Below are 23,226 nucleotides of genomic sequence, written 5' to 3' on the forward strand. Positions count from 1 at the left end.
CTTAAGACACCTTGAATACCGAGACGGTCTTCTGCAAGTCCCCGGCAAGCTCTGCCAGCGATTGGCTGGTGGAAGCGGTCTCCTCTGTTGCAGCCGCAGCCTCCTCGCTCGCTGAGGAAATAATTTCAATGGAATGCATGACATCGCTAGTCTGCGCTGCTTGCTCCTCGCTGGCCGCCGCAATTTCACCGGCCTTCATGGTTGACTCCTCCACCATTTGAACGATCCGCGAGAACGCCTCGCCGATGCGCTTCGTATTCTCAACGGCCTCCGAAGCCGTTTTGACGCTCATATTCGTATTGTTCTGCATCCCTTGAATAATGTTTGTGATTTGCTTCGTCGCCTCGCCGCTTCGTTCGGCAAGCCTGCGCACTTCATCGGCTACGACCGCGAAGCCGCGACCCTGTTCGCCTGCCCGCGCCGCCTCAATCGCTGCATTCAGCGCAAGCAAATTCGTCTGCTCGGCGATATCGTCGATCACTTCTATGATGTCGCCGATTTTGACCGCGTCGTCTTCCAGGCGATTCATCTGGTTGTTCATCTCATCCATGCCCGCGATGGACGAATCGACTACGGCGCCGCCGTCGCGTGCGACCTGCAGCGTCTTCCCGGAAAGACTTGATGCTTCCTCCGCATTTTGCGCGACTGACGAGATGGCCTCGGACAACTCCTTGAACAGCTCGTTCATGTTCTGCGCAGCATTCGCCTGCTCATTGCTGCCGCTTGCGATCTCTTCGGTGCTAGAGGAGATTTGCTGCGAAGCAGCCGCCACACTTTCCGCATTGGCGAGCACCGTACTGATCAGAGAACGCAAGTTGGCAGTCATCTCGTTCACGGATACAGCCAGCTGTCCGACCTCATCCTTGCTTGCAACGGGCACAGTCTCGCGCAGATCTCCCGCCGCTACCTTTTTCAACGACTCGACCACCTGACTCATTGGCCGCGCGATCATGCCGGCAATCACGTTGCCGAGCAGCAGACTCAGAACAAATCCCAGGATAACGACCCCGATCAGAATGGCGCGCGAGATGATGAAATTCATCTGGGCTTCCTCATTGGCTTCTTCGGCCTGCTCGGTATTGTTGTTGATCAACTCCCACAGGTTGGCCTCCAACCGAGCACCGACATCGTTCATGCCGGAGTTCATATAATTGCGGAGATCTTCATCCCGATCCTCATTAGCCAGCTGCAGCGCATGCTGCGCCATCGTTGTATACTCGTTCCACAGCTGTATTGCTTGGTTGATCAATACGCTGTCTTCCGGCAGCAGGTCCTCCCTCTGCATATAGCTCGTCAAATACTCGCCTGTGCTGCTCATCAGCGTATTAGCCTCTTCAATATTCTGATTTTTGATCGCGGTATCGACATTCAGACCGACATCACGAATATTGACGCGCAGACGCTGATAGTATATCTGGATTTGGGACAGATCCCTGACGCTAATCAAATTCTCCTCATACATGGCTTTCAGATCGCCGTTCAGGTCTTGCATAGAGAACATGCTGTAAATACCTATGCCGGCCAACAGCATGGCCACGATCACAAACGAAACAATCAACTTCAGGCGAATCTTCATGTCGGTGAACCATTTCATCGCAATCCCTCCAAAAAAGTAATAAAACCAGAAAAACTATACGACAAATTTCAACACAATAACTGATAATTCGACATATTCAACCGAAAAAAATCAGCCCTGCCGCAAATAGACAAGCGCTGACTCGCATATAGCAGCCCGGCGGCCTTGGCGAAATCGCATTAGGCCCGTAGCTTTGCGTCCTTGCCTTTCGACAAGTTTGCCCTCTTCCTCTATGCTTTTTTGATCGGTTTATAAGAGTACGATGTGATTATATCGCATGAATGCCATTTGCTGCTCTTTAAACATTTTCAGTGTGATTCCAAGACCTCCGAGTCTACGCCCAATGCGCGGGCAACCGCTTCCAGCGTCGATTTCTTCGGCTGCCTGATCCGTCCGTTGCGCAGATTGGATATCGTCGTAACCGACACGCCCGACTTGTCCGACAGCTCCGTTGTATTAATGTCCCGCTCAGCCATCAGCATGCGCAGCATCCTCCCGAGGTCAATTGGGCCTGCACAGGCTTCCTCCCCGCCGCGGTCGAATAGCAGCTTCTGAGCCATCCGTCTTCCGGGACCGATATGCCGCAGCACCAAATAAAAGCCCAGCAGCCGACCGTCTCTCTGCCAATCCGGGACCCCCTCTACTCTAATATCCAACGCGTAGCCCTTTTTGTGAAACAGGCGGGTATGAAAGACTACCGGCGTTCCGGTGTACAGCGGTTCGATGCGAGGATCCCGAACAAGATCGTGAAGAGAAACAAGCATGTCCCGAGGGTGTGATACGAATTCCTGCATCTTGTACCCGGTTAATGCCTCTATGTTTGCATTGCAACTACGAACGCTGTCATCCAGACCGATCCGCAAAATGGCGGCGTCGCCATGCTTCGCCGTAAGCTCGACCTCCGTAATCTCGCGGCAGGATACCCAGCGGGTCATGCCCGCATACACAAGGAAATCGTAGCTTTGACCGTCCAGGGAGCCTCTGCGCTCCTCCGCCACAATGGAAGCGAATGTCTCCCGTGCCTGCTCGTGCAAGGTGACCGCGCCGCAATTCAGGCAGCGAATGGCCGGCAGGTTTCGCAGCAGGACAGGCGGCGCTTGAGCAGACCCCGGCGGCATCAAGGCTTCTTCAAACACACTTATCCGCTCGCTGCTGCCGCAGATACATGCCAGAGTCCCGTCCATCTGTCGACAATCCCTGGCAACCAGATCCCGGATATACGCAGATATATTGCCGCCCTGATACAGGCTCGCCTTAAGATGGATCATGTCATGCTCTTGCTTTGTTAGCCGGATATCAGGCAATCGGTACCGTCTGGGATTCGAAGCTTTCGGACGTCCTCTGCGCATCATGCTGTTCTCCCTTTTCTTCGTGTAACTTTCATCATAGAGGGAATTCGGCTAATCGTAAACATTTTTTCATTAAAATTTATATATATTGTCCAGACGTAAAATCCAAGCGTTCCCCCTCGCAAAGACGGTCAAGAACCTGCACAAGGCCCGCCTTGATATGCTATGCTTATAAGGAAGAAGAATTTCAGATAGGAGCTTCACCGACTATGACAATACTTACTGCAGAGCAGCTGACCAAAAGCTACGGCATGAAACAGCTGTTCCATCAGATTTCCTTCAGCATAGAGGAAGGGGAACGCGTCGGCTTGATCGGCGTGAACGGCACGGGGAAATCCACGCTGCTTCAGGTTGTGGCAGGGGTAGAGCCAGCCGATTCGGGCAGCCTGATGACCAGGAACGGGCTTGTCGCCGAATACTTGCCGCAAAACCCCGATTATGACCAGAGCGTGACCGTGCTGGAGCAGGTGCTCGGCATGACCCGGCACACGGAAGCGGAGTTCGAAGCGAAGCGCATCCTGTCCAAGCTCGGCATCGAGCAGTTCGATGAGCGAATGGGCTTGCTGTCCGGCGGCCAGCGCAAGCGGGTGCTGCTCGCAGGCGTCCTGATGCGAGAATCCGACCTGCTCATTCTGGACGAGCCGACGAACCATCTCGATACGGAAGCGGTCGAATTTCTCGAGAAGCAATTGAAACGACGAAGATCCGCTCTGCTTATGATCACGCATGACCGCTATTTCCTCGATCGGCTGGCTACCCGCATGCTGGAGCTGGACCACGGCCAGCTCTACAGCTACACAGGGAATTATGCGGCCTTTCTGGAGAAGAAAGCGGAACGCCTGGAGCTGGAGCAGGCGGCCGAGCGCAAGCGCCAGAACTTGTTTCGCCGCGAGCTGGAATGGATTCGCCGCGGAGCCAAAGCTCGCACGACGAAGCAGAAGGCCCGAATCGAGCGCTTCGAGCAGATCAAGCAAGCGGCCCCGGACCGGCAGGAAGGCGAGCTGGATATTTCCCTGTCAGGCAGCCGGCTCGGCAAGAAGGTCATTGAGCTGGAGCAGCTCGGGCATGCCTATGAAGGGCAGCCTGTCATCCGCTCCTTCTCTGCCATCATCCAGCGGAATGACCGCATCGGCATTATCGGTCCGAACGGAACCGGCAAATCTACATTGCTGAAACTGATTGCCAAGCGCATTCAGCCAGACGAAGGCCGCGTCGAGACAGGCCCTACCGTGCGCATCGGTTTCTTCACTCAGGAAGCCGAGGAGATGGACGCGGCAATGCGGGTCATTGATTATGTCAAAGAAGCGGCCGAGCATGTGAAGACGTCCGACGGCACGCTGGTCAGCGCCGCTCAGATGCTGGAGCGCTTCCTCTTCCCCGGCGAGCTGCAGTGGACGCCAATCGGCCGCCTGTCCGGCGGCGAGAAGCGGCGGCTCTACCTGCTGCGCATCTTAATGGAAGCGCCGAACGTGCTTCTGCTCGATGAGCCGACCAACGATCTGGACATTCAGACCTTGACGATACTGGAGGATTATCTCGACCAATTCAACGGGGCCGTCCTGATCGTCTCGCATGATCGCTACTTCCTCGACCGTACAGCAGAAACGATCTGGGCCTTCACTGGCGGCGGACATATTGCGCATCATGTCGGCAACTACAGCGAATATCGGGAGCACCTGACGCGCAAACCGGGGGGAACCGAAGCCGCGGAACCGGGATCGGCCAAGAGCGGCGAGAAGGAAGCAGCCAAGGATAGCGGCCGCAAATCGGCGGAACGTCCCAAGTCGCTGAAGATGTCCTATCAGGAGCAGCGCGACCTGGAGCATATTGACGCAAGGATTGAGGAGAAGGAGCAGCAGCTTGCCGAATTGGAGGAAGCGATCAGCCAGGCGGGAAGCGATTATGACAAGCTGCAGAAGCTGTTCGACCAGAAAAAAACGGTGGATCAAGAGCTGGAGCAGCTGATGGAGCGCTGGACGTACTTGAACGAGCTGGCCGAACAAATTGCCGAGCAGAAATCCAGCCGAGGCTAGCAGCTGCTGAAAACCGCAATAAGCCGGTTCTGGCTCTGAGCAATTCAACTATTTCGAAGGAGTGAATCTTGGATGGAACAGAAACAATCTCTACTGGCCTTTATCGGTTCGTATGCCGAAGCGGATGAACCGAGCCTGTATACGTGCAGCTTTGATCCGCTAAGCGGCGAGCTCAAGCTGCTGCATGAACGAAGCGGAATCAAGAATCCGACTTTTCTCGATCTCGACAAGCAAGGCATGAAGCTGTACGCCATCGGCGAGAAAACCGCGGACGACGGCCAGCGGGTCGGGACTGCATCCGCATGGTCGATTCATCCCGACAACGGGGAGCTGATTCTGCTCAATGAGGAGCAGACCGTTGACAAGTCAACGTGCCATATCCAGTTGGACCGCACCAAGCGCTGCCTGATTGTCTCCAGCTATCATGGCGGGATGATCGGCCTGTCTCCGCTGCTGGAAGACGGCCGGATCGCCCCCGCCTCGGATGTGCAGCAGCACGAGGGCAGCAGCGTATTGCCTGTACAGAGCCAGGCACGCGCGCACTCCGCGATCTTCGACCGCAACAATCGGTATGTGGTGGTCTCGGATTTGGGCTTGGACAAGCTTTTCGTCTATGCGCTTGACCTGAACGCCTGCAAGCTGACCCTGCAGCAAGAGCTTCAGCTCGCAGGGGGATCGGGACCGCGTCACTTTGTCTTTCACCCTGCACAACCATATGGCTATGTCATCAATGAGCTGAATGCTACCATTACGGTACTGGATTATGACGAGGCGAACGGCAGGCTCGCTGTGAAACAGACCGTCTCAACCTTGCCGGACGGTTACGATGGCGAGAAAAGCTGCGCCGACATTCACATTTCGCCAGATGGACGCTTCCTGTACGGCTCCAACCGCGGACACGACAGCATAGCGGTCTATCGCATTGCTGCCGACGGAACGCTGCAGATTATCGAGCACGTCTCTACCGGTGGCAAGCATCCGCGCAATTTCGCGATATCGCCGGACGGCCGCTTTGTCTTGGCCGCCAATCGCGACACGGACAATATCGTCATCTTCGCCAGAGACGCGGAGACGGGCAGGCTCACTCCGACTGGCCACAGTCTCACCGTGTCCAAACCGGTCTGTGTGCGTATCCTGGACAGATAAGAGCGGAGGCATCAGCACCAAACAGGGAGGGGAAGCTGCACATGCGGCCCCCCTCCCTGTTCTGCTGTTTCTCCCTTTTCGGACACAACAAGCTTATTTGCGGATCAGATGCTCCAGAATTGCTCGCAGCTGCATATCGAAATCCGGTTCATCCTTCTCTTCCCCGCTCACTTCAATTTTCGTAATATCCAGCTTGAAAGGCTTGCCCCCGTCGAGAGAATCAAAGATCAGTTCCCGTTCATTGACCAGCTTGACCGGATAGCCCATCTCCTCAAAGGCACGAATAAAATCCGCTATCTCCGGCATCCGATCTTTCGGCAAATACAGCAAGGTCCGCAGCATCTTCGATTCGTTCTCCCGGATCAGCTTGAAATGAATGATGCACTCGCGCATAGTGCCCAGCCTCCCTTTTTATTTGGATCGCTTGCCCCTGCTCCTGCGACCGCCGGACGCTCCCGATCCCTTGCCTTGTCCGGCTGCTCGGGATGGCATTGCGCCTGCCCGTCCTCCCTGCTTGCGCGAGCCGCTCCCGCTCTTGACCGGGCGCTTGGTCGCATGAGCATCGGCATTGCGCTGCGGCTTGCCCGCTCCGCGGCGGTCTCCATTGTCCGCTTCCCGATTGCTCCGCCGCTCCGCACTCTGCTTGCCTCCGCCGCGCCGATCAACTGAGCGTGCTTCCCGACCAGGCCGCTCCGCCGACAAGCCCTTGCCAGTATGAACTTGACGCCCAGTCTCAGCTTCTCTCGTTCGGGACCGCCCTTGTCCCGGGCTGCGCTTCACTGTCATGCCGATGGCTCGTTCAATGGACTGCATGGCGGCGTGGTCCCGTGTTGTCAGCAGCGTAATGGCCATGCCCTCCTGCCCGGCACGTCCCGTGCGGCCGATGCGATGAATATAACTTTCCGCATCGCCGGGAATGTCGTAGTTGAAAATATGCGTAACGCCCTCCACATCCAGGCCTCGGGCTGCAACATCGGTGGCGACCAGCACCTGCAGCTTCGCTTCACGGAATCGCTTCATTACCTGCTCGCGCTTCGCCTGCGTGAGATCGCCGTGCAGCTCATCGACTTGAATCCCATGCTCCTGCAGGTTAGAAGCAAGCTTCTTCGCCCGGATCTTCGTCCGGCAGAAGACGACCGCCAAATACGGATTCAGCTCTTCTATCAGCTGGAGCAAGGTCGGCAGCTTGCCGCGATCCGTCGTCTCATACGCTGCTTGGTTGATGCCTTCCAGGGTGACGGTCTTGCCCTGAATCCGAATATCCGCGGCATCCTTCGTATAGGCAGCGGCCAGTCTGCGAACCGCATCGGACAAGGTGGCGGAGAACAGCAGCGTCTGCCGGTCGTCCGGCGTTTGTTCGATGATCGCCTGCACCTCAGGCAGAAAGCCCATATGCAGCATTTGGTCCGCCTCGTCCAGCACAAGTGTGCGAATGCCCCGGATATGGACAGTCTGCCTGCGCAGATGATCGAGCAGCCTCCCCGGCGTCGCTACAATGACGGCAGGCGCATTCCGCAGCTGCCGGACTTGCTTTTCTACATCCTGCCCGCCATATACGGCCAACACGGTGGCGCCTGCGGCCGGAGCGAGCTTTTTCATTTCATCGGTGATCTGAATGGCCAGCTCGCGTGTCGGCGCGAGGATTAAAGCTTGCGTGCTGGATCGCAGGTCCGATAATGCTTCGATGATAGGCAGAATAAAGGCCAGTGTTTTTCCCGTTCCAGTCTGGGCCTGGGCCAGCACGTCCCGTCCCGCCAGCGCCGCCGGAATGACTTGCTTTTGTACCGGGGTAGGTGTGTGAATACCGTTCTGCTGCAGCACATCCGCAAGTTCCCGCCGAATGCCTAATGCCTGAAAGTCTGTAAGCTTCATTTTCTTGTCCCTCGTCTCTTCCTATGAACCTGCTGGCATCGTCCCCGACAGGAGCCGGGGACATAACTCTGTGAAGCTGTATTCTTCGGTCTAAGGTTCGTAGATTTCGTCTAATTCGGTATGTTCCCGGTCGGCCGCGTGTTGAATGGCCTCGTCCGTCTCGCTGCTGCCCTGCATGCGGACAGCCGCTTGAGCTTGCTTCTCCAACTGCTCCTCGATTTGACCGTTGCCGTGCGCTTCCTGATGCTGCCTGCTTGTCGCCATATGTATGCCTCCTTATGGGGTGCTTTTTCCTGAAAATTGACAACAGGCTTATTATGACCCCTTCGCCGGAAAGCTATGAAAGGAGCTGTTTATCGTGGAAGACAGCGAATGCACGGGCAGGTAAGTGCGACTTCCTGTACCTTGAGGCTTTTTTCTGTTCCGAGTGGGGTGGATCGAAAAAAAACTGTTACCTACACCATAACATACGGGCTTATGCAATGCCATCCGCTCCTATTCCACCTATAGGTTGACCTGCCGGAACACTAAGAGTCGGGCTCTAGTCTCCCAGGCAGAACAATTTGATCCAAGCCGTATTCGTTACGGCTTAGCTCCTATGCCTGACCCTAGACGTTCGGCCATTGTGATGAATCATGCCATGAAAACGCTGTTGCTGACTTAGCCAGCTACTTTTAACGGACACGCTTGACCGTTAAAAGGCGAAAGGAGCGTTTTCGGCATACCAGCGGACATGGATGACCGGTAGCGATAAATGGAGCGGTCAAAAGCGGGGGTTTTGACCTCTAATGGACATCGGCGACCGTTAGATAATCGAAGTGACGTTTTTTCCGCTCTAATGGACATCCATGTCCGGTAAAGGACGAAAGGAGCGTTTTTGGGCATACCAGCGGACATGGATGACCGGTAGCGATGAATGGAGCGGTCAAAAGCTAGAGTTTTGACCTCTAATGGACATCGGCGACCGTTAGATAACCGAAGTGACGTTTTTTCCGCTCTAATGGACATCCATGTCCGGTAAAGGACGAAAGGAGCGTTTTTCGGCATTCCAGCGGACATGGATGACCGGTAGCGATGAATGGAGCGGTCAAAAGCTAGAGTTTTGACCTCTAATGGACATCGGCGACCGTTAGATAACCGAATGGACGTTTTTTCCGCTCTAATGGACATCCATGTCCGGTAAAGGACGAAAGGAGCGTTTTTCGGCATTCCAGCGGACATGGATGACCGGTAGCGATGAATGGAGCGGTCAAAAGCGGGGATCTTGACCTCTAATGGACATCGGCGACCGTTAGATAATCGAAGTGACGTTTTTTCCGCTCTAATGGACATCCATGTCCGGTAAAGGACGAAAGGAGCGTTTCTCGGCATTCCAGCTGACACGCATGACCGCTATAAATTCAACTGACTGGACCAGTCCCATCCTTTCTGATCCCCCCCCCTTTTGCTACCGGCTCCCGCCGCTACGCTTTTTCGGCAGATAGGCGAGCAGGTAAGCAGCAAGCTTTTCACCCGTTACGTTCCTGGCCCGCATATAAAAACACCGGAACCCTCCCGGGCTCCGGTTCCTCGTATGCTATGCATCGGTCGACTTCGGCACCAGCTTGAAAATCTCTCCCGATTCGAGAGCATCGATCAAGCGGTCCAGCCAATCGTAATATTCTACTGCGTTCACAATCTTCTCAATATCCATGCGCAGAATTTCTTGCAGCTCCTTGTTGTCCGTGTATTCCGCAAGAAGCGTTTCCATTTCCCGTCTCGATTTCTGCAGGGATTGCAAGTTCATCTCTATGGATTTGCGCCATTTGATGACGAAGAAATCAGCGAAGGTCTGGTACCAATCCGGCTCGACTTCATACAAATCCTTGCGCACTCCCTTGCCCCACACCTTGTGGATCATTTTGAGGTCATTCAAGGTGCGCATACCGGTACTGACGCTTGTTTTGCTCAACCCCATTGTTTCTACCATCTCGTCCAAGGTGACCGGTCCATTGCGGAAAAACATGTTGCCATACAAATGACCGACAGATAGCGTCACGCCGTATAAGTCCATGTTTTTGCCGATAGACTCAATGACCCGCTGTCTTGCCTTGACCAGCCGTGCTCTGGCTTCATCGGATAGTTGCTCCAATTCGCTATTCTCCATTCACTCGCCTCCTCCATGCCCGGCTTGCGGGATGAGCTGCAATCCTATTGACTATCATTGTAAAAAAGTTAGGGAGGAATGTAAAGGAAGGGAAACGGGAGCATTTAGCAGAACGAAGGAGCATTTGCACTGTACAGTTAGTAAAGTTAAAACTGTACGTTCTATATAACAAGTTACAACGGTTGATTCTGAAATTATTTTCCTTAACAATGGTAACAAGGCAGCAATCGTGAACGAAACAAATGAAAAAGCGAGGTGAAGGCATGCCCATTATCGAGGTGAAGGGATTAACGAAAATATTCGGCCCCAACCCGAAGCGAGCAATAGCTATGCTGGCCAAGGGCTTGAACAAGGACCGGATTTATCACGAAACAAAGTTGACCGTAGGCGTCAACCAAGCCACCTTTTCGATTGAGGAGGGCGAAATCTTCGTTATTATGGGCTTGTCCGGCAGTGGCAAGTCTACCTTGGTTCGCCTGCTGAATCGGCTCATTGAGCCTACAGACGGTCAGGTGCTGATCAAGGGCAAGGATATTGTGAAGATGTCCAAGGAACAGCTGCGCGAGGTTCGCCGCAAGCAAATCAGCATGGTGTTCCAGAAGTTCGCGCTCTTTCCTCACCGAACCGTACTGGAGAATACGGAGTACGGCTTGGAGATTCAGGGGATCGACAAAAACGAGCGGCGACAGCGGGCTATGGAGGCGTTGGAGCTTGTCGGCTTGAAAAACTGGGAGAACAGCAAGCCCGACCAGCTGAGCGGCGGCATGCAACAGCGGGTTGGTCTGGCCCGCGGCTTGGCGAACGACCCGGACGTGCTGCTAATGGACGAAGCGTTCAGCGCGCTCGATCCATTAATTCGCAAGGATATGCAGGACGAATTGCTGGAGCTGCAGGCGCGCATGAAGAAGACGATCGTCTTCATCACGCATGACCTGGATGAAGCGCTTCGCATCGGGGACCGCATCGCGCTTATGAAGGACGGGGCTATCGTCCAAATTGGCACGCCGGAAGAAATCATGACCAATCCGGCTAATGAGTATGTGGAGCGGTTCGTTGAGGATGTGGATCTATCCAAGGTCCTGACCGCATCCCATGTCATGAAGCGTCCCGTTACGATTGCCCCGGACCGCGGGCCGCGGGTGGCTCTGCAATTCATGAAGGAACACGGCGTTTCCAACGTGTATGTGGTGGACGGCTCGCGCAAACTGCTCGGAGCCGTTACCGCTGAAGATGCTTCTCGGGCAGTGAAGGAGAACAAAACCTTGACTGACATCCTCATTAAGGATATTCCCACTGTTTCTGCAGATACCGTCCTGCATGAGCTGTTCGACCAAGTGAGCCAGGCGAAGGTGCCGCTCGCCGTACAGGATGAGAACGGACGGCTCAGCGGCATTGTGATCCGCGGCGCCGTGCTGGCAGCGCTGGCTGGAAGCACTGATCTGGAGGTGGGGTCATGAGTATACCGAAAATCCCGCTCTCCCACTGGGTAGATCAGTTCGTCGATTGGCTGGGCAAGCATGTGTCGCCGCTCTTTGACCTGATTAAAGCGGTTATCGGCTTTACTGTAGACAGCTTCGAGTGGGCCCTGACGGTCATGCCTGCATTGGTCGTCATTGTGATCTTTACCGTTCTTGCTTATGCAGCCGCTCGGATCCGAGTAGCCTTGTTCACTTTACTGGGCTTTCTGCTAATTTGGAATTTGGGTTACTGGGATGTGACCATGCAAACGTTGGCTCTTGTGCTGACGGCTGCCATTATCTCTATCGTCTTGGGGGTTCCGCTCGGCATCCTGTGTGCCAGCAATAATCGCGTGCAGGCCGTCGTTACTCCTGTGCTTGACTTCATGCAGACGATGCCGGCCTTTGTATACTTACTGCCAGCTGTGTCGTTCTTTTCGCTCGGAATGGTGCCGGGGGTTGTGGCCTCTGTCATTTTCGCGATTCCGCCAACTATTCGTCTGACGAATCTAGGCATCCGCCAGGTTCCGAAGGACTTGACGGAAGCGGCTGACGCATTCGGCTCGACGCCGATGCAGAAGCTGGTCAAGCTGGAAATACCTCTGGCGGTGCCAACTATCATGGCCGGCATTAACCAAACCATTATGCTGTCCCTGTCGATGGTCGTCATTGCCTCGATGATCGGGGCGCAGGGTGTAGGCGTCAACGTGCTTCGCGCCGTCACCCAAACTCAAGTAGGCGTAGGCTTTGAGGCCGGATTGGCCGTTGTTATATTAGCGGTTGTGCTCGACCGCGTTACCCAAAGCTTAGTACAAAACAAAAGGAGTGGTTCGAAGTGAAGAAAAGTTTAACCCTGATGCTCAGTGTGGTATTCCTGTTCTCTCTCGTATTGGCAGGTTGTTCCGGCGGCGAGGACAAGAAACAGATCAAGCTCGCTTACGTGGCGTGGGATTCCGAAATTGCCAGCACGAACGTAGTCAAGACTGTATTGGAAGAGAAGCTGGGCTATGAAGTAGAGATGCTGCAGGTTGACGCTGGTCCAATGTGGCAAGGCGTTTCGGACGGCAGTGCGGACGCGATGGTAGCGGCTTGGCTGCCAGGCACGCATCAATCTTATTATGAGCGTTTTGAAGGACAATTCGAAGATCTGGGAGCGAACCTGGAGGGCGCGGCCATCGGCCTGGTCGTTCCGACTTACGTAGAAGCGAATTCGATTGAGGACTTGGCTGATCCGGCCGTAGCCGAACTGTTCGGCGGCGAAATCATCGGCATCGAGCCAGGCGCAGGCGTCATGACCGCAACCGAGAACGCGATTGAAGCGTATGGTCTGGATCTGACACTGGTGAACAGCTCCTCCGCAGCCATGGCTCAAGAGTTGCAAAAAGCCTATGACGAGCAAAGAGCTATAGCCGTAACAGGCTGGACGCCTCACTGGAAGTTCGCCAAGATGGACCTGAAGTATCTGGAAGACCCGCAGGGCGTATTTGGGGAAGCGGAGCATATCAACACGATTGTCCGTCAAGGACTTGCCGAAGATATGCCCGACGCCTACAAGCTCCTGGACCAATTCAACTGGTCCCCGGATGATATGGCCGCAGTAATGGTCGCCATCCAGGAAGGCACGGATCCTGAGGCAGCGGCCAAAGCATGGGTCGATGCCAATGAAGACAAAGTCAACGCTTGGCTCGAAGGCGTTGAGTAATTGGCGCGAATCGGACTAAATCCGATTCGTCGGTGGCAAGGGTCGGGCGGGAGTTTGACCGATGCGACCCTTAGCGACAACGAGCCGCTCTGGAAGTCTTACTCGACTTCGGGGCGGCTTTTGCCGTTGGCGAAGAGTATGCGAAGCGATAGCCGGGCAGTCGCCGCTCACCTGCGGGCGAGACCGTTGCCCGAACAGTCTGGCGCGTATGGCTCAATCCCTCGGGCACTCCATTCGCGCGTTCCACTGGCGCACCCCGTTCGGCCTTTCATTGGCGCATTCCATTTGCCCACTCCCTAGGCCATTCCCGGACCTATCCCAGGCGCAACTCCCCCGCGCGTTCCATGGCGGGGACAGTGTGCGCGGGCGGCCTCGTTGTCCAAGAGATGGATTTATAGAAGTTCTTCCCTTAATTACTGGTAGCAACTTCCTGTAATAATTACGAATAAGGCGCAATATCGCTGATTTATTACCCATTTACCATTAATAGTTACGCTTCCTTCCACTCTTATTAGTAAAAAGGTAATAAAACACAAGAATGCCCCTATTTCCGATGAAATATAATGAAGCTGCTACTAGTCCTTAATGGTACTCGTACTATTCGTAATCAATTAGCTGAATCGACCTCCAGCTGAGCTGACCTTCAGCCGAACGAACCTTGTACTTACGCGCCCCGGCACTCCCTCATGGCTCGCGCCTCTCTTTCGCCCAAACTCTCCGGCTAGTGCGCGACCCGCGCGACCTTACTCTTCATGCACTGCTGACACATTTCCTCGCACACTTTTCCTCTTACACCCTGCATTCCAACAAGCGCATCCCTTAGTACCTCTCGCCCGCGAACCCTCCTTGCACATTCCGCAAGCCTGCAAAGAACATGCCAGACTCACTGCTGCAGCGCTGGAAAAAAGTTTAATTGGGAGAGGCGCTCACCTGTTTGCCTCGTACGTATACGGCTTCTACTTCCAGTTTGTCGTTCAATACGACGAGATCGGCGTCTTTGCCGGGGGCGATCGATCCTTTGCGGTCAGCGATGCCGATTTGCCGGGCGGGATGAGCCGTAAGCATCGGCAGGACAGATGCAAGCGGCAGTCCGCTGAACTGGACTGCATTGCGCAGCGCTTGATCCATGGTCAGCATGCTGCCGGCCAAATCCTGGGTCGTCGCAAGCCGGACCTCGCCATGCCGGACATCCACCTCTTGTCCGCCCAGTTGATAGCGTCCTTCGGCGCAGCCGCATGCCTCTATTGCATCGGTTATGAGCACGATTTTTTCCTGCGGCTTCGTGCGGAACACATAATCGATCAGCTCTGGCCGCACGTGAATCCCGTCACAGATCAGTTCCACAGTGAGCGCATCCAGCATGAGCGCAGCACCCGCAACACCGGGCTCGCGGTGATGCAGCGGGCGCATGCCGTTGAAAAGGTGCGTCACGTGAGAAGCCCCTGCCGCCACTGCTGCGCGCACCTGCTCATACGTTGCATCGGAATGGCCGATAGACACGGTGATACCGCGTGAACGCGCATAGCGGATAACGGCCAGCGCATCGGGCAGCTCCGGCGCGATCGTGATCAAGCGCACCTGATGGTCCGACAAGCGCAGGTACGTATCCAATTCCTCCTGCGAGGGCATGCGCATACGGTCCACGGGCTGCGCCCCGCATCGCGCAGGATTGAGGAACGGACCCTCGAGGTGAATGCCGACGATTTCCGCGCCGCCCGTGCCGCTCAGCATGGCCTGTCGTATGTTTTGCACAGCCTGTTCAGTAACGGCGCGTTCGGCCGTCATTGTCGTCGGCAGCCAGGACGTCGTCCCCTTGCTCGCATGAAACCTGGCGGCCTTCGCCACATCGGCTGCCGTTCCGCTCGTTACATCGAATCCGCCCCCGCCGTGCACATGCAAGTCGATAAAACCCGGAATAAGCATGCGGCCTTGCAGATCGATCCGGCACTCGGCATCCACGCTTGCTCGCCGTTCTGCATGTCCCGATGCGATGTGTCCATGCTGTTCCGTCTGCGCTTCAACAATTTCTGTGACGATGCCGTCGGCCGCAATCACATCCAGCCCCGTTCGCCATACGCCATCCAAAAAAACTTTGCCATTCGCAAATCGCTGTCTGCCCCCAAATTGCTGGTTCACCGATTTTCCTCCCTGTACAAGCGGCTTCGTCCTGAATCATCCTTACTGTATGCCAACACGGTACGCTCTCATGATAGCGTATCAGTGGGTATCCCTTCCTGCACGAACGGCAGCAGGCTGCCCGCTTCCCGATCCGCCAATATCGTAACATGCGGGTGCATATGCAGCATGGAAGCCGGTAACCTCGTCGTAATAGGCGAAGTATAAAGTTTAGACAGAATCTCTGCCTTGGCCTCGCCAGTTGCCAGCAGCACGATCCGCTTCGCCTTCATAATGGTGCCGATTCCCATCGTTATGGCATACTGCGGAACCTCTTCCGGACTAGCGAAAAAACGGGCATTCGCCTGAACAGTGCTTTCGGCCAGTTTGGCCAGATGCGTCGCAGGCTGCAGCGACTCAGCCGGCTCATTAAACCCGATATGCCCATTCGCCCCGATGCCCAAGAGCTGGAGGTCTATTCCTCCTGCTTGCTCAATCTCTTGCTCATACTCCAGACAGCTGGCCTCCACTTGCTCCGGCTTGCCCGGAGGCATATGAATCCGCTCTTCCGGGATGGGCAAGCTGCGGAACAAGTGCTCCTGCATGTACTGCCAGTAGCTCTGCGGATGATCGCGGTCCAGCCCATAGTACTCATCGAGATTGAAGGTCGTCACGCGGGACATCTCCAATTCACCCGTTTGATGGCGACGGATCAGTTCTCGGTAGGTGCCAAGCGGTGTGCCGCCCGTGGCCAAACCGAGCACACACGTTGGCTTTTCCTGCAGCAGCCGCGAGATTTGATCGGCCGCAGCAATGCCCACGGCCTCCTTGCTGTCCAGCACCACCCATCTCATGGCAGACCGTCTCCATAGGAGAGTCCCCATCCAATCGGATACTGATCCATTAGCTGTACCGGCAGACGACCGGATGGGCTGTGCTTGCCGACAAGCACTTCCGCCAAGGCCTCCATCATCTGCGGGCGATTCTCATAAACAGCCAAATAGGCCGGGACATCTGGAAAAGCGAGGAGGTCATAAGGATTGCGAACCGCCACAACAACCACGCCCCTGCCAAGCCGTTCAGCCATTAACCGACGTACCAGCTCACCTTGACGGCCAATCGCTCCGGCATGGTAGGTAGCCACGACAACTTGCTCATACTGCTGGCTTCGTTCAAGCACGCGAGCCAGTTCCGCATCGCCGGGTTCCAGCGCAATTCGGTCCTCCGCTACTCGCGGAAGATGCTCCTGCAACGCTTGCCCAAGCGTCATTTCTTGCTCCACCGCTTCGACCACCTCTGTGCTCGCAGTCACTTCCGGCCACACGACATAGACCGATTTTGCAGAATCCAAGGGCAGTACGCCTTCATGGCGAACAAGCGTGACGCTGTCCCGGCATATGCTGCGGGCTAACTTTTGAAAAGCGGGAGCATTCACCTCGAAAACCTTTGGAATGTCTGGCGGAGAGGCGGTGCCAGCAGCAATCCGCTTCTGCTTCAAATCCAGGATGCGCTGCACGGAAGCGTCGATGCGCGACTCGCTCATCCGCCCGGAGCGCACCGCGTGCAGCAGCGCGTCCAGCGCTTCCTCTTGCCGCGCAATCGTATGGCTCACCAGAACGATGTCCGCCCCCGCTTCCACTGCGCGCACTGCGCCTTCAGCCACGCCGACTCCATCGGAAATGGCCTTCATTTCAAGACAATCCGTAATGATAATGCCTTGGAACTGCAGCTGACCGCGCAGCAGACCGTCCAGCACGCGGGGCGAGAGTGTGGCGGGGACAGCCTCATTCCCTTCCAATGCTTGAAAGACGACATGCGCGGTCATGATCATATCCGTCCCTGCTCGAACCGCCTCGGCGAACGGTTTCAGCTCCACATGATGCAGCCGCTCCATGGCATGCGGAATAATCGGCAAATCGAGATGGGAATCGATGTCCGTGTCCCCATGGCCGGGAAAATGCTTCGCTGCCGCTGACACGCCCGCTTCCTGATAACCGCGAACCGCTGCCGCGCCGAACTCTGCTACCATGTCCGGATCAGCGCCGAAAGAGCGCACCCCGATCACCGGATTGGCCGGGTTGTTGTTCACATCCACGCAAGGCGCGAAGTTCACATTAATCCCGACTTCGCGCAGCTGCCGACCCGTTGCATTGGCTGCTTCATACGCATAGCTCGCCCGCCGTGTTGCGCCGATCGCCATATTGCCCGGCATCAGCGCCGCATCCTGATCCCAGCGGGCAACCATGCCGCCCTCCTGATCAATGGCAATGAACAACGGCGGGGCATCCGCTCCCTTGGCAGCCTGCTGCAGCTGGTCCGACAAGCTGCGCAGCTGCCCCGCCGAGGCAATATTGCGGCGGAAATAGATGATGCCGCCCGGCTTCCTCTCGCGAATGAAGCGCAGCATGCCGGCCGGCGGCTCCGTGCCTGCAAAGCCGCAAATCAACAGTTGGCCAACCTTCTCTTCGAGCGTCATCGACGTCAAGCTTCGCATTATGCTCTCCACTCCTTCCGAGATTTATATATAGGTGAACTCATTATTTGAACCTTCACTTTCGTGGAATCGCATGCTCTTTCCATTCCCGCGGCGTAACGCCTACATATTTGTGGAACACCTTCGTGAAATACCTGCGATCCGCATAGCCGCTTAGCGCTCCGACCTGGGCGATGCTCTTGTCCGTGTGACACAGCATCGACTTCGCCAGCTCCATGCGCCCGGCTGTGATATATTCGACGAAGGTCATGCCGGTGTGCTGCTTGAAGAGCATGCTGAAGTAACTGCAGCTGATGCCCAGGTGATCGGCGACTTCCTCCATCCCGAGATCTCTGGTCAGGTGGCGGTCTATATAATCGGTGGCCGCATGCATGAGCAGCTCGCTCGACTTCTGCGATGACGTGTGGGCCAGACAATCGCGAATCATCGCCTCGACCAGCTGCAGCACATCCTTCAGACCCCTGCTGTCGGCCATCCGGGTCCAAATTTGCTCCTCCTGCTCCGCTCCCAATAGATGCATATTCTTCAACTCCCGGAGGAGATGGATGGCCACATAATGAACCATGGACTCTGCGGCTTTCTCTCCCTCACCGGACATGACCTGCAGCAGCTCCGTCCAGCGGCGCAGCGCTTGCTCCGTCTGGACGCGGTCCGCTAGCTTCAATCCGCCAGCCAGCTCTTCAACTGCCGCCCACAACGCCTCCTCCGCTTCGAACGGACGAGCCGGCCTCTCGTACACGGCCACCCCCTTACCGCTCGCGCTCAGATGCAGGAAGCTTTGCAGCTTGCGATATGCCGAAGCGAGAAAGTCGCTGCTCACGGGCTCAGGGTAAAGCGCGATATGCACGGACACCTTGGCATAGTGAAGCACTGCGTCCCTCAAGGATTGGGCCCGCTCCGCCAGCGCTTCAACCGTCAGGCCACCCTCATCCTGATGCACCAGGCTAAACTCTCCTTCTCTCAGCTGCAGCACCGCGCAGGGACGGTCCTCCCAAGCTTCCGACACTATATTATTCACAGTGAAATTCGCCAGCTTTCTCTGTTGCTCCGCACCTGCGTGCTCCCGCTGCGAATAGCTGTCTATATCAACAAGCAGCAGCCACAAGCTCTGGTTCTCGAGCAGCTCCGCGCCTTCGGGCAGCACCAGGCTGCTTGGCACAGAGCCATGGCCGAGCAGCGCATCGAACAGCAGCTTCTCGTAGGCAGCAGCAGTCAGGCGGTCCCATCTGCGGCGCGCGTCCTGTTCCGCGCTCCGTTCTTCACGAATGCGTCCGGCCAGCCGCTGCACACAACGCGCCAGCTCCTCATAGTCGATGGGCTTCAGCAAATATTCCGCCGCCTGATACTTCAGAGCGGTGCGCGCGTAGTCGAAATCCTCGTAACCGGTAATCATGATGACCTCGGCAGTCTCGCCTTGCTCGCGGATCTGTTGAAGAAACTCCAGACCGTCGATCACAGGCATGCGGATATCACACAGCACCAAATCCGGATGGTGGCGTTCGACGAGCGCCAGCGCCTCATTCCCGTTGCGGGCTAGACCGATCACCTCAATCCGCCATTCCTCCCAAGGAAAACCGGTGTGCAGATGATTCAGAATAGGCTTTTCGTCATCAATCAGCAATGCCTTCAACCACATCTCCATCACCTCGCGAAGTTATGCATGCAGATCGTTTCGCATGATGCATCAGGATGCATGCGACGAATTTGATGCATTCGGTGCATTCAGATCATTTCGCACATTCGGTGCATTCGGCGTATTCGGTACATTCGAAGCATTTGCAGCGTCCGGCGAATTCGGCAGGACACACTTGATCGTCGTACCTCGCCCCGAATGGGAACAAATCCACAAGCCGTAGGCGCTCCCGTATTCAATGCGAATGCGGTCCGCCACACTGCGCAGACCGAGCCCTCGCCGCTCGGCATGCGCCGGACCCGCTGACGGCTGCACCGTTGCATCGCCCACATCCTCCGCTATATAGGAAAAGCGCGACAGTGTCTGTGCATCCATGCCAATGCCGTTGTCCTCGACATACAGCACAAGCTGGTTCTTCTCAAGCTCCCCGCGAATGCGGATCAAGCCTTTATACACAATTCCCTCGAAGCCATGCTGTAGAGCGTTCTCGACAAGCGGCTGCAAGGTCAGCTTCGGCAGATAGCAGCCAAGCAGCTCCTCTGGCACGTCAAGCTCATAAGCGAACAAGTCCTCGAAGCGAAACATCTGGATATCCAAGTAGCTGCGCAGATGCGCAAGCTCCTGCCTCAGCGGAATGCGCTCCTGCTCCTGAAAGCTGATGCGCAGCAGCACGCCCAGCCGCTGCACCATCTCGCTCACCTTCCGCCCCTCATTCCGAGCGGCCAGCACATTGATCGATTCCAGCGTATTGAACAAGAAGTGCGGCTTGATCTGGGCCTGCAGCACACGAAGCTCGGCCTTGTTCTTCAGCTGCTGCTCTTGCTTCACCTTGCCAAGCAGCGCATGGACCCGCTCAATCAGACTGTTAAGGCCTTGCGCCAGCAGACTAAGTTCATCGCGTCCTTCCTCGCGGACACGAATGTGCAGCTCTCCGTCCTCCACCCGGCGCATGGATCGCACGATACGTACAATCGACTTGGCGATGCGATTCACCGAGAACATCAGAAACGCCAGAGCGCTGAGCAGACACAGGCCCGTAATGGCCGCGACGACTTTGGCATACGCAGTGATCTCCCTGGACAGCGAATGCCAGGAGGTCAGCGAGACGAGCCGCCACTGCTCCTCGCCAACCGGAATGCTCGACAGAATGCTCTCCTCTTCTGCGAACACCAACCGGTCGCTTACATATCCGCCCCCGTCGTGCAGCTGCGCGGTCGTATACGCCTGCATTCGTTCCCCGCCCATTTCCCCCGCGCTGTCATACAGGATCAGGCCCTGTTCATTCACTATAAGAAAGCGGGTGTCGTACTCTTCCTGCCTGTAGCGAAAATAGCGAAATAAATTTTCCAAGCCCGACTGCTTCATCTGAACCAACAGGATCCCCTTGTCCCGCAGCGTATCAATGTCCTTAACGAGGCGTATCTGGGTAAACACAGGGTCCGCGCCGGTCAGCCGCGGATATTCATACGGCCCGACCCATCTCGGCAGCCCGTCTCTCTCCAGCACGCTCTGATAAAGCGGCTGCCGCTGGAACTCCTCGAATGGCAGCGCCGCGAAATTCCCCTTGGCGAAAATCGGCAGTATCCGTTCATCGTGCAGCGTGTACATAAAGGCGAAGCTGACAGAAGGATGGTTGATCAACAGCTCGCGAAAGCTTTTCTGAATTTGGTTCAGCTCCAGGTAGTCCGTTTCCGTCAGATGCTTCAAGTCGTAGCCCCGGTTGTCCAGCAGCTCCTGCAGCGCTGTGCTGGCAATCGTGCTGTCCGTCACCTTGTTCATCTCCCCGAAGATAAACTCCACGTTCTGGCTCAGCGCGCGCAGCGTCAGCTCCGCCTGCTGCGAGTATTTTTTCTCAATGAAATCCGAGACGAACCAGTAGGCGCCCAGGCCCGACAGGCAAAAAGGAAGCAAAATAAACAGAAAAAAAGCAGCAAACAGCTTGAACCGTATGGACATGCCAGGATCACTGCTCCTTTCTGTCGGCTATCCTTTTATGCTGCCGGCTGTAACCCCCTCGATGATCTGCTTTTGCAGAAAGGCGTACAGCACCAGTACGGGAAGCACACTATAAACGATGCCAGTGCAAATCAGCGCATAATTCGTCTGGAACGCGTCGCGAAACCCGACCATCCCGGTAGGCAGCGTGCGCAGGGCATCCTTGCTGATGAAAAAGTTGGCCAGCAAATACTCGTTCCAGGCGCCCAGGAAATTGACGATAAATACCGTCACGAGCGCCGGCAATGTAATCGGTACTATTATTCTAGCAAATAGCCCTATAGCGCTCAATCCATCCATTACCGCCGCTTCCTCCAGCTCAGCCGGGATCGCGCGCATAAAAGCGGCGATCAGCAGCACGCCGAGCGGCAATGCCCCGGCCGTGTAAGGAAGAAACAGCGACCAGTGCGTATTGAGGATGCCCAGATCCTTAACCAAAATATATTGCGCGATAAACAGCACATTGCCGGGAATCAGCATGCCTAACAAGACGAACTGGTACACCCAGCTGCTGACGCGCCTGAATTTCATGCGCGTCAGGGCGAAGGCGCAGGCCGCAGCGAGCAAGACGCCGGCGGCTGACGACGTCACCGACAAGTACACGCTGTTGAAGAAATACACATTGATCTTGGCCTTCACCCAAGCCGTCACATAGTTGTCGAACACCCACGTTTCCGGCAGGCCGAACGGACGCTCCGCAATATCGATATTGCTCCCCTTCAAGGAGGACAGAATGACAAATGCGAACGGCAGCAGCACAGCTGCCACGTATATAAGCAAAATCAGATGAGGCAGAGATTTTTTAAGTGCTTGCGGCATCTCAGAATTCCACCCTTTCCCGCATTTTGCCGAAGGTGAGCTGGTAGAGTGCGGTCAGAAGAAGCGCTATGGCGAAAATCATAATGGACAGCGCAGTGCCGTACCCGTAATCCCCATAGCGAATCGCCCGGTTTACCATATACGACGCCATGACATCCGTAGCCCCGATCGGTCCGCCATTCGTCATGACGAGGACGATATCGACCACCCGCATCGCGCCGGCAATCGAGAGCATGACAATGACCGAGATGATTGGCTTGATCAACGGAACGGTAATATGCCAAGCCTGCTGAAATCCGCTTGCGCCGTCAATCGATGCCGCCTCATTGATTTCCTTCGGCAACGACAATATAGCCGCCAGCACAAGTACAATATAGAAGCCCATCCACTGCCAGGCATTCGTCATCAGCACGGCCAATAACGCCCATCTCGTATCCGCCAGCCAGTAAATGGTCTCCACACCGAGCAGGCCGAGAAATTGATTGATGATCCCCACTTCCGGATCGTACATAAACCCCCACAGGATGCCGATGACCGCCGTAGACAAGATGGAAGGAACGAAAACCGTCGTTTTGTAAAAGCCTTGAAAGCGCCGAACCTGGCTAATTAAAATGGCGAAAAATACAATGAGCGGCACCTGCACGCATACAGAGAACAATATAAAGATCATGTTATTGCGCACAGCGTTCCAGAAGCTGCTGTCGGCGAATGCCCGCTCAAAGTTGGCAAACCCGATGAAATTCGTGTCCTGCAAACCATTCCAATCCGTGAAGCCATAGCCGACCGAGGTCAGCATCGGATAGATGAAGAACAACGCATACAAGCCGAGCGTCGGCACGACAAACAAAGTGTAGATATACGGATTTCGCAAAGAACTGCGCATGGCTAC

18 protein-coding genes and 1 riboswitch are annotated in these 23,226 nt (G+C 55.7%); of the genes, 5 read left to right on the forward strand and 13 right to left on the reverse strand.

Annotated features, from left to right (window positions below; all coding sequences use genetic code 11):
* Window position 1: 1 nt before the first annotated feature.
* Window positions 2–1,594 (reverse strand): methyl-accepting chemotaxis protein, encoded by a 1,593-nt coding sequence (locus XYCOK13_RS13595; protein ID WP_213412712.1) that lies wholly within the window; start codon window positions 1,592–1,594, stop codon window positions 2–4.
* A 129-nt stretch (window positions 1,595–1,723) separates the two neighbouring features.
* Window positions 1,724–1,808: riboswitch (cyclic di-GMP riboswitch) on the reverse strand.
* 76 nt (window positions 1,809–1,884) lie between these two features.
* On the reverse strand, window positions 1,885–2,928 hold the full coding sequence (locus XYCOK13_RS13600) for a helix-turn-helix domain-containing protein (RefSeq protein ID WP_213412713.1): 1,044 nt from the start codon (window positions 2,926–2,928) through the stop codon (window positions 1,885–1,887).
* 206 nt (window positions 2,929–3,134) lie between these two features.
* Between XYCOK13_RS13600 and XYCOK13_RS13605 the strand changes: the two genes are divergently transcribed.
* Window positions 3,135–4,958, forward strand: coding sequence for an ABC-F family ATP-binding cassette domain-containing protein (locus XYCOK13_RS13605; protein ID WP_213412714.1), 1,824 nt, complete (start codon window positions 3,135–3,137; stop codon window positions 4,956–4,958).
* Between the two features lie 72 nt (window positions 4,959–5,030).
* Window positions 5,031–6,104, forward strand: a complete 1,074-nt coding sequence (locus XYCOK13_RS13610; protein ID WP_213412715.1) for a lactonase family protein — start codon at window positions 5,031–5,033, stop codon at window positions 6,102–6,104.
* Between the two features lie 93 nt (window positions 6,105–6,197).
* Here the strand turns inward: XYCOK13_RS13610 and XYCOK13_RS13615 are convergent, their stop codons facing one another.
* The 4 genes from XYCOK13_RS13615 to XYCOK13_RS13630 all read right to left on the reverse strand — a co-directional run bounded on the left by XYCOK13_RS13615 (window position 6,198) and on the right by XYCOK13_RS13630 (window position 10,122).
* A complete protein-coding gene (locus XYCOK13_RS13615; RefSeq protein WP_213412716.1) occupies window positions 6,198–6,497 on the reverse strand; it encodes a hypothetical protein in 300 nt (99 codons plus the stop codon).
* An 18-nt stretch (window positions 6,498–6,515) separates the two neighbouring features.
* Window positions 6,516–7,976: a DEAD/DEAH box helicase gene (locus tag XYCOK13_RS13620; protein WP_213412717.1), complete on the reverse strand. Its 1,461-nt coding sequence runs from the start codon at window positions 7,974–7,976 to the stop codon at window positions 6,516–6,518.
* Between the two features lie 90 nt (window positions 7,977–8,066).
* Window positions 8,067–8,240: a hypothetical protein gene (locus XYCOK13_RS13625; RefSeq protein ID WP_213412718.1), complete on the reverse strand. Its 174-nt coding sequence runs from the start codon at window positions 8,238–8,240 to the stop codon at window positions 8,067–8,069.
* Window positions 8,241–9,552: 1,312 nt separating this feature from the next.
* The gene (locus tag XYCOK13_RS13630; protein ID WP_213412719.1) at window positions 9,553–10,122 is read right to left on the reverse strand and encodes a GbsR/MarR family transcriptional regulator; all 570 of its coding nucleotides are present in this window, start codon (window positions 10,120–10,122) and stop codon (window positions 9,553–9,555) included.
* 263 nt (window positions 10,123–10,385) lie between these two features.
* Here XYCOK13_RS13630 and proV point away from each other — a divergent pair, with 263 nt between their 5' ends.
* The 3 genes from proV to XYCOK13_RS13645 are packed head-to-tail and all read left to right on the forward strand — an operon-like array spanning window position 10,386 to window position 13,281.
* The gene (gene proV, locus XYCOK13_RS13635) at window positions 10,386–11,579 is read left to right on the forward strand and encodes a glycine betaine/L-proline ABC transporter ATP-binding protein ProV (RefSeq protein WP_213412720.1); all 1,194 of its coding nucleotides are present in this window, start codon (window positions 10,386–10,388) and stop codon (window positions 11,577–11,579) included.
* Window positions 11,576–12,418 carry an ABC transporter permease gene (locus XYCOK13_RS13640; protein ID WP_213412721.1) on the forward strand — a complete coding sequence of 281 codons (843 nt, stop codon included), beginning with the start codon at window positions 11,576–11,578 and terminating at the stop codon, window positions 12,416–12,418. Before proV ends, XYCOK13_RS13640 begins: the two co-directional genes overlap by 4 nt.
* Window positions 12,415–13,281 carry a glycine betaine ABC transporter substrate-binding protein gene (locus XYCOK13_RS13645; protein WP_244865154.1) on the forward strand — a complete coding sequence of 289 codons (867 nt, stop codon included), beginning with the start codon at window positions 12,415–12,417 and terminating at the stop codon, window positions 13,279–13,281. The genes XYCOK13_RS13640 and XYCOK13_RS13645 overlap by 4 nt, the downstream gene beginning before the upstream one ends.
* Window positions 13,282–14,190: 909 nt before the next feature.
* Here the strand turns inward: XYCOK13_RS13645 and nagA are convergent.
* From nagA to XYCOK13_RS13680, 7 genes are all read right to left on the reverse strand, one after another.
* Window positions 14,191–15,417, reverse strand: a complete 1,227-nt coding sequence (gene nagA / locus XYCOK13_RS13650; RefSeq protein ID WP_213412722.1) for an N-acetylglucosamine-6-phosphate deacetylase — start codon at window positions 15,415–15,417, stop codon at window positions 14,191–14,193.
* Between the two features lie 68 nt (window positions 15,418–15,485).
* The gene (nagB, locus tag XYCOK13_RS13655) at window positions 15,486–16,250 is read right to left on the reverse strand and encodes a glucosamine-6-phosphate deaminase (protein ID WP_213412723.1); all 765 of its coding nucleotides are present in this window, start codon (window positions 16,248–16,250) and stop codon (window positions 15,486–15,488) included.
* A complete protein-coding gene (gene nagZ / locus XYCOK13_RS13660) occupies window positions 16,247–17,890 on the reverse strand; it encodes a beta-N-acetylhexosaminidase (protein WP_213412724.1) in 1,644 nt (547 codons plus the stop codon). Before nagZ ends, nagB begins: the two co-directional genes overlap by 4 nt.
* 55 nt (window positions 17,891–17,945) lie before the next feature.
* Window positions 17,946–19,526 (reverse strand): response regulator, encoded by a 1,581-nt coding sequence (locus tag XYCOK13_RS13665; RefSeq protein ID WP_213412725.1) that lies wholly within the window; start codon window positions 19,524–19,526, stop codon window positions 17,946–17,948.
* 48 nt (window positions 19,527–19,574) lie between these two features.
* Complete coding sequence (locus XYCOK13_RS13670) at window positions 19,575–21,479, reverse strand: cache domain-containing sensor histidine kinase (RefSeq protein ID WP_213412726.1); 1,905 nt, start codon at window positions 21,477–21,479, stop codon at window positions 19,575–19,577.
* 27 nt (window positions 21,480–21,506) lie between these two features.
* On the reverse strand, window positions 21,507–22,337 hold the full coding sequence (locus XYCOK13_RS13675) for a carbohydrate ABC transporter permease (protein WP_213412727.1): 831 nt from the start codon (window positions 22,335–22,337) through the stop codon (window positions 21,507–21,509).
* Window position 22,338: 1 nt separating this feature from the next.
* The gene (locus tag XYCOK13_RS13680) at window positions 22,339–23,220 is read right to left on the reverse strand and encodes a carbohydrate ABC transporter permease (RefSeq protein ID WP_213412728.1); all 882 of its coding nucleotides are present in this window, start codon (window positions 23,218–23,220) and stop codon (window positions 22,339–22,341) included.
* Window positions 23,221–23,226 lie beyond the last annotated feature (6 nt).

The organism is Xylanibacillus composti, from assembly GCF_018403685.1.
In the GTDB taxonomy this organism is placed as follows: Bacteria; Bacillota; Bacilli; order Paenibacillales; family K13; genus Xylanibacillus; species Xylanibacillus composti.

What these genes read in the sequence shown, in the direction of transcription:
- XYCOK13_RS13595 (WP_213412712.1), bottom strand. Translation starts at nt 1,594, where the DNA reads ATGAAATGGTTCACCGACATGAAGATTCGCCTGAAGTTGATTGTTTCG.
- XYCOK13_RS13600 (WP_213412713.1), bottom strand. Translation starts at nt 2,928, where the DNA reads ATGATGCGCAGAGGACGTCCGAAAGCTTCGAATCCCAGACGGTACCGA.
- XYCOK13_RS13605 (WP_213412714.1), top strand. Translation starts at nt 3,135, where the DNA reads ATGACAATACTTACTGCAGAGCAGCTGACCAAAAGCTACGGCATGAAA.
- XYCOK13_RS13610 (WP_213412715.1), top strand. Translation starts at nt 5,031, where the DNA reads ATGGAACAGAAACAATCTCTACTGGCCTTTATCGGTTCGTATGCCGAA.
- XYCOK13_RS13615 (WP_213412716.1), bottom strand. Translation starts at nt 6,497, where the DNA reads ATGCGCGAGTGCATCATTCATTTCAAGCTGATCCGGGAGAACGAATCG.
- XYCOK13_RS13620 (WP_213412717.1), bottom strand. Translation starts at nt 7,976, where the DNA reads ATGAAGCTTACAGACTTTCAGGCATTAGGCATTCGGCGGGAACTTGCG.
- XYCOK13_RS13625 (WP_213412718.1), bottom strand. Translation starts at nt 8,240, where the DNA reads ATGGCGACAAGCAGGCAGCATCAGGAAGCGCACGGCAACGGTCAAATC.
- XYCOK13_RS13630 (WP_213412719.1), bottom strand. Translation starts at nt 10,122, where the DNA reads ATGGAGAATAGCGAATTGGAGCAACTATCCGATGAAGCCAGAGCACGG.
- proV (WP_213412720.1), top strand. Translation starts at nt 10,386, where the DNA reads ATGCCCATTATCGAGGTGAAGGGATTAACGAAAATATTCGGCCCCAAC.
- XYCOK13_RS13640 (WP_213412721.1), top strand. Translation starts at nt 11,576, where the DNA reads ATGAGTATACCGAAAATCCCGCTCTCCCACTGGGTAGATCAGTTCGTC.
- nagB (WP_213412723.1), bottom strand. Translation starts at nt 16,250, where the DNA reads ATGAGATGGGTGGTGCTGGACAGCAAGGAGGCCGTGGGCATTGCTGCG.
- nagZ (WP_213412724.1), bottom strand. Translation starts at nt 17,890, where the DNA reads ATGCGAAGCTTGACGTCGATGACGCTCGAAGAGAAGGTTGGCCAACTG.
- XYCOK13_RS13665 (WP_213412725.1), bottom strand. Translation starts at nt 19,526, where the DNA reads ATGTGGTTGAAGGCATTGCTGATTGATGACGAAAAGCCTATTCTGAAT.
- XYCOK13_RS13670 (WP_213412726.1), bottom strand. Translation starts at nt 21,479, where the DNA reads ATGTCCATACGGTTCAAGCTGTTTGCTGCTTTTTTTCTGTTTATTTTG.
- XYCOK13_RS13675 (WP_213412727.1), bottom strand. Translation starts at nt 22,337, where the DNA reads ATGCCGCAAGCACTTAAAAAATCTCTGCCTCATCTGATTTTGCTTATA.
- XYCOK13_RS13680 (WP_213412728.1), bottom strand. Translation starts at nt 23,220, where the DNA reads ATGCGCAGTTCTTTGCGAAATCCGTATATCTACACTTTGTTTGTCGTG.